We start from the raw sequence: 12421 nt of genomic DNA, 5'->3' as shown, positions 1-12421 counted from the left end.
GGACAACATTTTATACTAAATAAGACAATATATATATAGGAAACAAGCATCACTTTTATTATTCAGAATACCCTAAAAAATGGACCATAAATTTTAAAATTGATAAAAAAGGTAACTATAATTTAATTTTTTACTTTAATAGGCTGAAGTGATCCTAATTGAGAATCATCGATACCTTGAATTGGAATGTTTTCTTTTTCATCGGCTGGAGAAAACTTAATAGCTAAGGCTACAATTCCTGTAAGAATCACAACAAAACCAATAACCATATACCCTTGTGAGACTGCCATCGATGCTGCTGCAGATTGCGCTGCTTTTAAAGCTTCTTCTCCCATACCTTGATTTTCTAGAATGGCTGTTTTTTCTGCTAAAGCCGATTTGGATTTTAATAAGAATGCCGCTAAAAAGGCCCCTACATTTCCGCCTGCGCCTACAATACCCGACACCGAGCCTATAGCTTTTTTATTGATAAAAGGTACCACTGAAAATGTAGCGCCTTCCGCCATTTGGACACTTAAACTAAATAGGATTAAAAAGATGAATCCTACAACCAAACTCGTGGTTAAAGAAAACGTAACCAGCATAACACCTTGTAGTGTTAATATAAACGATAAGAATAACACACGACCTCTAAGCCCTTTTAATTTACCGAATCTATCACCAAAAAAGCCTCCTAAAGTTCTCGCAAATAGGTTCATTAATGCAAATGATAAAACAATGTTACCCGCAGTAAGTCTTTCTAATTGAAACGTATTTTGAAGGTAATCGTCCATAGTACCATATACGGTTAACTCAATACCGAAACTAGCGGCATACACTATAAACAAAATCCAAATTCTATAATCTTTAAGAACTGCTAGAAAACCCACTTCATCTTTTTTCTTTTCAATAGCAACGCCAGATGCTTTTAAATCTTTAAAATTACCTTCTGGTGTATCTTGAGTAAAAAAGTAATACACTATACCCATTAAAAAACAAGCCATTCCTACAATAACCATAGAGTATCTCCAAGCTTCGGCTTCTGCAACGCCAAAAGCCACAACGGTTGCGGCTATTAATGGCATCCCTAAACGGTTTGCACCACCACCAAGATTTCCCCAACCAGCTGAAGTTGCGTTTGCAGTACCAACAATATTTGGCGCAAACATTAAAGAAGTGTGTACTTGTGTAATAACGAAAGAAGCTCCAATAAACCCAATAAATAATCTACATACCAAAAACTGAGTTGGTGTTTGTACCAGTCCGCTTAGAATAACCGGAATAGCGCCTAACATTAATAACCATGTGTAGCATAATCGCGGTCCATATTTATCGCATAATTTACCTATAAGTAAACGCGCAAAAACAGTTCCTGAAACCGCTAAAATAATAGAGTTCCATTTTTGGTCTGGTGTTAAACCCAAATCTCTTACAACATCTGGCATAAACGGCACGATACCAAACCATGCGAAGAAGCACATAAAGAATGATATAGAGCTTATCCAAAACGTACGAATTGGCACTGATTTTAAATTCAATAAGTTAAGTTTTGTTGCTTTTAAAGATTGAAGATTATCCATAATTACGTATTTTGTTTATATAAAACTAAGTATTTATACTTAATTTAATATCAATAATTACGTAATTCAAAAATTTATATAAGATTGATAAATATGATATATGGATTTTGAGGATTTGGTAAAAATGATGGAAAATAATAAAAGTTATTTATTAGAATTAATCAAAGCTCCAATATGTCTCATTGATTTTAACATAAAGAATCTATTAGATTTGTAAGTATTTAACTATATTTGTGATTAAATATAAAAGGGATAAACACACTGGTGTGTTTATCTAGTTGTTGCCATTCATTACGGAACTCACTCGGAAACGGAAAATCGGAATTTAAAAAAACTGCTTTTTACCGAGTATAAGGCTGAATGAATTGCGCTGATTTCTCACTCAAATGCGGAATACAAATCACAGCGGATTTTTTAGCAAGTTTGCGGAATCAAAATCTGAATTGAAAACCAAAAACCGAACTGTATGCGGAATTTAGCAAGTTGCGGAATTTCTTACTCGAACGTGGAATTAAAACCAAATCGGGTTTATTTACTTAATCCCAAGTATTTTATTAAAGGTTTTTAATTCACATTGATAAAATTGAATAAGTTTTTGTTTCAAGGATTTTAAAAAATTGCGCATATAGTAAAGTATTTAACGTTTAATTATAAGACGGAAAAGCATTGAATTTGTTACAAATCTTATAAAGATTAAATCATATTATCTGAATTATAATCAAAACTAAACTGAAGGCAGAATTTAGCTAGTTGCGAAATTGCTAACTCAAACGGAATTGAAAAATATAGCGGAATATAACGCTGACGGAATTCACTCAAACGTGGATAAACGGAAAACGGAATTTAACTGCATAATTTGAACTCTGAAAAAATAACGAAATGGCAACATTTATAAATAATGCTTAATTTAGTGCTTAATCAAAGTGTAGTGCGTTTTTGTTACGTCTGATTTTCCTGTGGATAATCCTCGCACACAAAACCGCACTATTCATACACAAGCACGTTGTAAAACAATATGAGAAAAACTCTAATATTATTAATAATAGTTCTGACTTCAAATTTAGTTGAAGCACAGTTTATAAAGGAAAAATCAATAAATGCTCTAATAGGATATGGAATTAGTGTCCCATTTAACAGCGTTGACGAAATAGCTGATAGTGGTTTTTTTGCTCAAGGAGAGCTAGTGTTAAAAGTTGCTTCTTGGGTTGAATTTAGACCTTATGTAGGTTTTGTTTTGACAAGTTCAAATGGAAAAGACCTAAATGACAATCCAACCAATGAGAAAGCTGAATCAAAAGCTTTTTTATTAGGAGGAAAAGCAAGAGTTAGAGCACCAATACCTTGGGTAGCGCCATATGTAGAAATTGGAATAGGAACTTCCATTGGAAAATTTGAAACATTTACAGCTTTTGACAATATAGATAAAAGTGGAATGATTTATCATATACCTTTCTCTCTAGGATTAGAATTAGGACGAAATAATAATGTTGACATAGGGTTCACTTATTTCTTTCAACCTTCTGTTGAACAGTTCGTTGGTGCATTTGCGATTGGATTGACATTTCCTTTGAATGATAAATAACGTGTTACAACAAATATCTAAGTAAAAACCACCCCTAAACCAACCCAAACTCCTTAGCCTTATTATTCAGTTCCATAAGGTTTTTAACATCCAGTTTTTTCATCAAATTAAAACGATGCACTTCGGCTGTACGTTTACTGATTTCTAATTCTTCAGCAATGTCTTTGTTATTTTTTAACTGTAAAACCAAACTAAGTATTTGTTTTTCGCGTTTGGTTAGTTTAAACGGTGTTTCAACAGGGGTTTGCTTTCCAGTTACAGCAGTTGTTGTGCCGTTTACAAAATTCTTCATAATAATTGCAGACACATCACCTGTAAAATATTTACCTCCAGAAGCGACTTTATTCAAAGCTTTTATAAATTCTTCTTTACTGGCTCCTTTCAATAAATAGCCATCGGCTCCTGCTTGAATAGCTTGCACTACGTATTCTTCGGAATCGTGCATAGAAAGCACTAAGGTCTTTACATCCATCTGACTTGTATTGATTTGACGAACCACCTCAATACCGTTCATTTCTGGCATACGGATATCAACAATTAGTATATCTGGTTTATTACGACTTATAACCTCAAGAGCTTCTTTACCGTTTGACGCTTCATCAATTACGATAATACCGCCTTGATCTTCTAAAAGTGCCTTAATTCCATCTCTTACTAAAACATGGTCATCTGCAAGAACTACGTTAATCATATTTGATATCTAAAGTTATTGGTACAAAAGTAATAAAATTAAGTAATACTACGTATTTCAACTCTTTAATGCTGTCACTTGAATTTCAATCTTCATGTTATCATCGGCAAGTCCAGCAGAAATCATGGTAGCAGCAGGTTTAACCTTACCGAAGTATTTTTTTAGTACAGGCCAGCATTTTTCGAATGCTTTAGCATCCGTAAGAATATAAGTTACACAAACAACATCTGATAAACTTGCCTCAGCTTTTTCTAATGTATTTTTGATATTGATAAAACATTGTTCAGTTTGTTCAACAATATCATCACTAATGGTCATGTTATCATAATCATATCCAGTTGTACCAGAAACAAATACCCAATCGCCTTGAACTACAGCTCTTGAATAGCCTATACTTTCTTCAAAGGTGGAACCTGAACTTATCAATTTTCTTTTCATAGTTTTATATATTAACTCAAAGGAATATTTAAAGTAACACGTGTACCAACTCCTAGTTCAGAATTTAAAAATAGTCTTCCATCAATGTATTTTATCCGCTCTCGCATGAAAGTCATTCCCATACCGCCATCGGCATTCTTAACGGTTTTTATTTTTTCAGGTTCAAAACCTTTACCGTCATCATCAATCACAATACTTAGTATGTTTTCACTATGCGATAAAGACACCAAGATATGTGTAGAATCTGCATATTTAATCGCATTATTAATTGCTTCTTGCGTAATTCTATAAATATTAATTTCAGTAAGCGAATCCAAACGAAGACTAAAATCGGTTTTATTAAAAAAGACAATATTTTTTCCTGTAAGTCTTGCTAATTCTTGCGTAAGCTTTGTAATTGCGGGCACTATACCATGGTCTGCTAACTCAGGCGGAGTAAGGTTAAAAGTGGCCGTTCTTACGCCTTTAATAATATCAGTCGTTAATTTTTTAAGGTGTTCAATTTTAGCAGTCGCTTTTTTTACATCTTTAGTATCAATACTCTCTAAATTATACTTTAAACCTGTAAGCATCTGCCCAATACCATCGTGTACATCCTTTGCTATACGGTTTTGCTCTTTTTCCTGATTCTCAATAATCTTACTTGAGATGATTTTTTGTTGATTCATCTTCTCCTCAAAACTTTGCGCAGTCAACCTATGAATTTCTAATTGACCCGTTTTTCGTTCCGTAATTTCAGATGCGATTATTAACAATTCAGACTTTTCATCTGTAGGGCTATATGGAATAATCGCCATTTCTAACCAAATATCCTTATTATCTTTTGTAGTGGCTTTTACTTCGCCTTGCCAACCCGTTTTTTTGAATTTTGAAATGAGGCTTTCTAGAGCTAATTGCTCGCTTTCTACACTCGAGAGGATATTCCAAAACATCCCAGATTCGTTAAATTTTGGAACCTTGAATAAACGTGAAAACTTACTGCCTATATGCACCACATTACCACTTGGCAAAATACGCGCAAACAAAAGTGTATCATCCAAAGCGCGACTTAAAGCACGCAATTCTTTAATAGATTTTTCTTTGGAATTGCTCAATTCATCGGCATCAAATGCCATTTTTTTGGCTTGTTTCTCTGCTAGCAATAAATTAGTTAAAGTAGATTTTACAGATTTTGCAGCTGGCCAAAATATAAACAAAAATTCTCCTAATAAAATAAGTAAAGTGAGTGCTGTTAACCACAATTCTAACTGACCTAACCATTCAACTTTTTCATCAGCTTCTATATCATATTCATTTACAATATCATCCATCATAACCAAAAAATCATTTTCATTGGTTTTTACCTTTTCTATATCAGACGCATATAAAGTTATAGGTAAAAGAGGTGTGTTTTCAATCTTATCAATAATAGATTTTGATGCAGTATTTATGGTATCAAAAACAGGATTTAACAATTTAAATTTTGCAATAACTTTTGGGCTATTTTTTTTTGGCAACCCCAAACTATCATTTCCATTTTGTAAGGCATAATGCGACAATTCCCAAAGATGAAGGGTTGCTTTTATTTTATCTTTTAGAAGTCTTTTGTTTTCTAAGTTAGTTTCAGAAGCTAACGAAACAATATCCTTAGTTAGTTTCTGACTCAACATACGCTGCCTTCCAGCAACGTTAATTACTGTAGAATCGCTTTCTTGTCCGCTAAGATGAATACGAATTAAAATCTGACTAACTATTACCGAAACCGCAATAGTACCTAAAGCAATAATATATAAACGGCGTAATTTATCAAACGTTCTTTGGTCTAATGAATTACTTGGTTTAGTCATCAGTTTATATTTAAGAAATAGCCTGTTTAACTAAGGCCAGACTCTTCTCAGAAAAAGGTAATTTTAAAGCGGTCTCATGCCCTTTATCAGACATTTTTACCCAGGTTTTCTTAAGAATATCAATAATCTTTTCGTCACTATGCTTTGCTGCAAATTCCTCAAAATAATAATCTAAAAACACCAAGCAAATAGTGTCTTCTAAAGTTTGAGATTCTTCGTTTTTCTTTATGAGTTTTTTAATAATTATGGCTTTAACCCTATCAGCAAATTGGTCATCATAACCAACTTGTTTTAAAATATCAGCAGTTAAATCACCATGCATTTTCTTTAAGGTTTCGCGCCATTTTAAATAGCCCACGCGATCCATTGGATACTCATCTCTAGCAATTTTCCAACGGCAAATATGTTGTGCACGCGCCGCTATTTGAAGCGCTTTTGATGCATTAGGCTCAAACTGTAACAACTTCCTGGTCATACGTTGTGAGTACAGTAATTCTTTAGAGTAGTCTATACCAGCAACCTCGAAAGTATTTATGTCTTCAGAGTTGGCTTTATCAATTAATGCAATAGCAGTTTCAAAACGTGTTGGCTTCATTTTCGTAAGGTATTAATCCGTAAAGCCAATATACACATTTCCGTTTTCAATTTTAACAGGATAGGTTGCAATTTTTAAATCTTCACCAGCTAAATTACTACCATCTTCTAAAGAAAAATTCTTTTTGTGCATTGGGCAAGCCACCTTCGGAATATCTTCCTTATTACCTATCATACCCAAAGACAATACCATTTCCATTTTATGTGGACACAAATTCTGAGTTGCATACCACTTACCAGTTCGTGTAAAATTATACACCGCAATTTGTTTGGTTTTGTATTTTATGCATGCCCCACTATTTTCAGGAAAATTTGTAGTTGCTCCTACATCAAACCAAGTAGAAACCTCATTTTCGACAACCGATTTATACTGCTCTAATATATTTTCCATCCTTTAAAAGTATTATTTAAAATCAATTTATTTTGTCATTTCGAGTGATTCCGAAACTTTCTCGGAATTATATCGAGAAGTTGGGCGTTACCACAAGGGTCGGGCTTTACATTCCAAGTCCTCGCTCGTCCCGATAGCTATCGGGACTCGCTGTGGGCTTTCCACTGCAATCCCTAACGCGGGCTAGTCCGCAGTAGTCAGTATTTAGTAAGCAGTCCATACTTTATCCACAAACTTTAAAACTTCAAGCTTCCAACTTCCATCTTCAAACTTATCAACTAACTCCAAGCCTTTGGCATTTTTTGTTCACGCATGGGTACAAATTCTAAATTATCATCTGTATCATCAGAATTTACAAAATGTTTAAAACGCTTCATTATTTCAGGACTTTCAATAGCTTGTTTCCACTCACATTCATATTTGTTAATCAAGCCTTTCATCTCCTGTTCTAATTCTTCAGCAATCCCTAAAGAATCTTCAATTACTACTTGCTTTAAGTAATCAATACCTCCATCAAGTTTATCCAACCAAGGTGCTGTTCTTACCAAAGGTCCCGCAGTTCTGATGTAGTACATCAAGAATCTGTCTAAGTATTTCACAACCGTGTCATCATCCAATTGTTCAGCAAGTAATACCGCATGTTTTGGTGTAGCGCCACCGTTTCCACAAACGTATAAGTTCCATCCACCCTCAACAGCAATCAATCCAAAATCCTTTCCTCGTGCTTCCGCACATTCCCTAATACATCCTGAAACGCCACCTTTTAATTTATGAGGCGAACGTAAACCTCTATATCTGTTTTCAATATCAATCGCAAAGGTTACACTTTCATGCATCCCGTATCGACACCAGGTAGAACCAACACAACTTTTTACAGTTCTTAATGACTTTCCGTAAGCATGACCACTTTCAAAACCAGCATCAATTAATTCTTTCCAAATAAGTGGCAACTCATGAATTTGAGCCCCGAATAAATCAATCCGTTGTCCACCAGTAATCTTGGTGTATAAATCGTATTTTTTTGCTACTTGACCAATCACAATCAGTTGGTCTGGTGTTATTTCGCCGCCCGCAACTCTTGGCACCACAGAATATGTCCCGTTACGCTGAATATTTGCTAAAAATCTGTCATTTGTATCTTGAATAACAGGTTGACGATTTGGTGTCTCCATAGTTATAGTAGCAAAGATAGATCCTAATAAAGGTTTACAAACCTCGCAACCATGACCTTCACCAAACAAATTAAGCGCTTCTTCGTAATCAGCTATTTTATTAATTTTTATCAAATCATAAAGTTCCTGTCTACTAAAATCAAAGTGTTCACAAATGGTTTCTTTAACTTCTTTACCTAACGATTTCAGTGTTTCATTTACCAAATCGGTCACCATAGGCTTACAACCACCACAACCCGAAGTAGCTTTCGTTTTTGTAACCACGTCACCAAAATTAGAGCAATCACCTTCCGTAATAGAACAACAAATATCTCCTTTAGTTACGCTTTCACAAGAACAAACTTGCGCCGCATCCGGAATATCTAAAACACTTCCAAAAGATGAACTACCTCCTCCTCTACTTCCTAAAATTAATTCTTCGGCATCCTCAGGAATTGGCAATCCGTTTAAATAGATTTGATGAAACATATTATAATCAGAAGCATCTCCTACCAAAATACCCCCTAATAAGCTTTTACCATCATGACTCACATTAACACGTTTATATAAGTTTTTTGTTTTATTTTCATAAATAATAGAGTATCCTTTTTCTACAGGCATAAATGGTTCACCATAGCTCGCAACATCTACTCCAATGAGTTTTAATTTAGTAGACATATCTATATCTTCAGCCATCAAAACATCTCGATTACCTAGAATTTGGTTAACCGCTACATCGGCCATATCATAACCTGGAGCAACCAAGCCGTAAATCATTTGGTTGTAAAGCGCCACTTCTCCAATAGCATAAATTTCTGGATCGGAAGTTTGCATTCTGTTGTTAACAACAATACCACCTCGTGTTCCCATTTCTAGGTTACAGGTCTTAGCCAATTCATCTCTGGGTCTTATACCCGCTGAAACAACTAACATTTCAACGTCTATCTTATCATATTCGCCAAACTCCATTCCCGTAATAGCGGCTTCCCCTAAAATTTTATTAGTGGCTTTAGATAAATGCACATTAATTCCAATGGATTCTATTTTTTCTTGTAAAACCTTACTCGCTCTAGTATCTAGTTGCCTAGGCATCAACTTAGGAGCAAACTCAACAACATGTGGCTCTAAACCCATGTCCATAATAGCCTTTGCCGCTTCTAAGCCTAAAAGTCCGCCACCAAGCACAGCTGCTTTTACTGTTTCTGTTCTATTTGCTTGTATTTTATGGGCATAGGCAAGCATAGCTTCCAAGTCTTCAATAGTCCTATAAACAAAAACCCCTTTCTTTTCAATACCCTTAATATTTGGAACAAAAGGCGAAGAACCTGTTGCCAAAACCAAATAATCGTATTTATAATGTAAGTCTTTGGTGGTTGTTATTTTTTTTGAAGCACGATGAATATTGGTAATACGCTCATCCGAAATTAATTCTATACCATTTTCTTCATACCAGTCTCTAGGTGCCATTTCTAAAGCTTTAGCATCTTGATTCTCGAAGAATTCACTTAAATGCACCCTATCATAAGCAGGTCTTGATTCTTCACCAAATACAGTGATTTTAAAATGCTTGCCATCTTCTTGTTCTACAAATTTTTCACAAAATTTGTAACCTACCATCCCATTTCCAACAACAATAATATGTTTCATCTGTATACTTTTAATTTGTTAAATCGGTCAGATGCAATTCGCAATGTCAAGTCCATTTATAATTTGGACTTAAACGTATGCTCATTTCATAATTACGTATTTAAATACAAAACTAAGTATTTATACGTATTTTAAAATGTTCTTATTTAAGAAATTTACGTAGAACACTCATTATTGTCAATTTCTCAAATTGCAATAAGAATAATTGATTATTAGGAAAATAAAGGGTTTAGATTTTATTGAAATCCTAAAGATTCTCAATAGTAATTTTAACGCTTTTAGAAGCTGGTGTTTTAGCTGTATGCGCAAAACTATCTAATGGTACTAACACATTCGTTTCTGGAAAATACGTAGCACAACAATTTTTAGGAATATCATAACCAACAACTTTAAATTTGTTAGCTTCTCGAATGACACCATTATACTCTGATTTCAAATTAACGACTTGTTGTTCTTGTAAATTCCGTGTTTTCATATCTTCACGATTCATAAAAATGATTCGTCTTTCATTAAAAACACCTCTATACCTATCGTCTAGCCCGTAAATGGTGGTGTTAAATTGGTCATGACTTCGAATGGTCATCATGATTAGTTCATCGCTTTTTAATTCCCATTCAGGCAGTTTATTGATTGAAAAATTAGCTTTACCTGTTTTAGTTTTAAACTGTCTAATTCTGGCGCCGTTGGGTAAATAAAAACCTGCAGGTTGTTTTAATCGCTTGTTAAAATCATCAAATCCCTCAACAACCTCAGCAATATCATCACGTACCAGTTTGTAGTCATCTTTATACGCTAACCAATTGATTTTTGAACGCGCTTTTAATGTGGCATTTGCAATGCCACAAACCACGGCAACTTCACTCAACAAATCCTTAGAACAAGGTTCTAAAATACCTTTTGTGGAAGATACTATGCCCATTGAATTTTCAACACTTTGCACTTGAACTCCTGTTTTCTGATAGTCTTTCTCCGTACGTCCTAAACATGGTAAAATCAATGCTTCCTTCCCCGTAACCAAGTGCGAACGATTCAGTTTTGTACTAACATGAACTGTTAGTGAACAATTTGCTAAAGCTTTTGCAGAATATGAAGTATCAGGTACTGCAGAGATAAAATTTCCACCCAATCCAAAAAACACTTTAGCCTTTTTGTCATGCATGGCTTTAATAGCATCTATAACTGAATAGCCATGTTTTGTTGTTGGTTTAAAGCCGTATTTGTCTTCTATTTTATCAAGAAATGCTTGTGGAGCAGATTCCCAAATACCAACCGTTCTATCGCCTTGTACGTTGGAATGTCCACGAACAGGACAAGTGCCTGCGCCTTCTTTTCCTATGCTTCCTTTTAGCAATAATAAGTTAACTAATTCTCTGATATTATCAACGGCATTCTCATGTTGTGTTAAGCCCATGGCCCAACAAATAATAATTTTATTGTTATTAAGAATGAGGTCAAAAACATGATTAAAGATATCTAAAGATACCCCAGAAGCTTTCAAACATTCATTAAAATTATAGCGTTTTAAATCTGAAATAAAAGCATCATAACCCTGCATAAATTCATTGATAAATGCTTTATCAAAAACATCACCTTGAGCCTCATCTTTCTCCAACAATTTTAGAAGTATCGCTTTAAAAAATGCAACATCACCATTAATAGTAATCGGAACAAACACATCTGCTATTTGGGTGCCTCCTGTTAGTAGTTTTAAAGGGTTTTGTGGATTGGTAAACTTTATCAATCCTGCCTCAGGAAGTGGATTAACAGCAATTATTTTACCGCCATTGTTTTTACACTTTTCTAAAGCAGTCAACATTCTAGGGTGATTTGTTCCTGGGTTTTGCCCAACAACCATAACCACCTCAGCTTTATATAAATCGTCTAGAGTTACCGAGCCTTTTCCGATACCCAAAGTTTCAGACAAAGCACTACCACTTGCTTCATGACACATGTTTGAGCAATCTGGAAGATTAGCTGTCCCAAATTCCCTTACGAATAATTGATATAAAAATGCTGCTTCGTTTGTCGTTCTACCAGAAGTATAAAATACCGCTTCATCAGGATGGTTTAAATCATTTAAATGCTGACCAACTTTTTTAAAAGCATCTTCCCAAGACATGGGTTGATAATGTGTAGCACCTTCAGAAAGAAACATAGGTTCTGCTAAACGTCCAGATTTTCCAATTTCAAAATCAGACCAACCCGCTAATTCATCAACAGAATACTTATCAAAAAAATCAGTTCCAATGGTTTTATTTTGCGCTTCTTCAGCAATGGCTTTGATTCCATTTTCACAAAATTCTCCAAGAGAAGAACGTTCATCATCAGGATCTGGCCATGCACAACCAGGACAATCAAAACCATCTTTTTGATTCATTTTTACTGCTAACTTAAACGCATCAACAGGATTCATATACTTAGAAACCTGACCAATAGCTTTTTTTATAGAAGTGAACCCAACACTATTTTTTTGTGGTTCTTGGGTTTTTAAATTTGTAAAATGCTCTGGTGTTTTTGCTTTGTCTTCAGCTTTCAAACTCAT

At 34.5% G+C, this 12421-nt stretch carries 9 protein-coding genes; 1 reads left to right on the top strand and 8 read right to left on the bottom strand.

Annotation, left to right across the window (positions count from 1 at the left end):
- Positions 1-122: 122 nt before the first annotated feature.
- The gene (locus AAC024_RS02930; protein WP_339893686.1) at positions 123-1559 is read right to left on the bottom strand and encodes an MFS transporter; all 1437 of its coding nucleotides are present in this window, start codon (positions 1557-1559) and stop codon (positions 123-125) included.
- A 1015-nt stretch (positions 1560-2574) separates the two neighbouring features.
- Here AAC024_RS02930 and AAC024_RS02925 point away from each other — a divergent pair.
- On the top strand, positions 2575-3141 hold the full coding sequence (locus AAC024_RS02925; protein ID WP_339893685.1) for a hypothetical protein: 567 nt from the start codon (positions 2575-2577) through the stop codon (positions 3139-3141).
- 34 nt (positions 3142-3175) lie between these two features.
- On the opposite strand, the gene AAC024_RS02920 is transcribed toward AAC024_RS02925, so the two are convergent.
- The 7 genes from AAC024_RS02920 to AAC024_RS02890 all read right to left on the bottom strand — a co-directional run bounded on the left by AAC024_RS02920 (position 3176) and on the right by AAC024_RS02890 (position 12421).
- Positions 3176-3832, bottom strand: coding sequence for a response regulator transcription factor (locus AAC024_RS02920; RefSeq protein ID WP_339893684.1), 657 nt, complete (start codon positions 3830-3832; stop codon positions 3176-3178).
- A 57-nt stretch (positions 3833-3889) separates the two neighbouring features.
- On the bottom strand, positions 3890-4258 hold the full coding sequence (locus AAC024_RS02915) for a RidA family protein (RefSeq protein WP_339893683.1): 369 nt from the start codon (positions 4256-4258) through the stop codon (positions 3890-3892).
- 23 nt (positions 4259-4281) lie between these two features.
- The gene (locus AAC024_RS02910; RefSeq protein WP_339893682.1) at positions 4282-6096 is read right to left on the bottom strand and encodes an ATP-binding protein; all 1815 of its coding nucleotides are present in this window, start codon (positions 6094-6096) and stop codon (positions 4282-4284) included.
- 10 nt (positions 6097-6106) lie between these two features.
- Positions 6107-6691: a DUF4202 domain-containing protein gene (locus AAC024_RS02905; RefSeq protein ID WP_339893681.1), complete on the bottom strand. Its 585-nt coding sequence runs from the start codon at positions 6689-6691 to the stop codon at positions 6107-6109.
- A gap of 12 nt (positions 6692-6703) precedes the next feature.
- On the bottom strand, positions 6704-7081 hold the full coding sequence (gene nirD, locus AAC024_RS02900; RefSeq protein ID WP_339893680.1) for a nitrite reductase small subunit NirD: 378 nt from the start codon (positions 7079-7081) through the stop codon (positions 6704-6706).
- Positions 7082-7359: 278 nt separating this feature from the next.
- On the bottom strand, positions 7360-9879 hold the full coding sequence (gene nirB / locus AAC024_RS02895) for a nitrite reductase large subunit NirB (protein WP_339893679.1): 2520 nt from the start codon (positions 9877-9879) through the stop codon (positions 7360-7362).
- A gap of 247 nt (positions 9880-10126) precedes the next feature.
- Positions 10127-12421 (bottom strand): FdhF/YdeP family oxidoreductase, encoded by a 2295-nt coding sequence (locus tag AAC024_RS02890; protein ID WP_339893678.1) that lies wholly within the window; start codon positions 12419-12421, stop codon positions 10127-10129.

This window comes from uncultured Algibacter sp. (assembly GCF_963976535.1).
Taxonomy (GTDB): Bacteria; Bacteroidota; Bacteroidia; order Flavobacteriales; family Flavobacteriaceae; genus Algibacter_B.
Note: the sequence above shows the minus strand (reverse complement) of the source record. Positions and strands in the feature narration are given on the sequence as shown.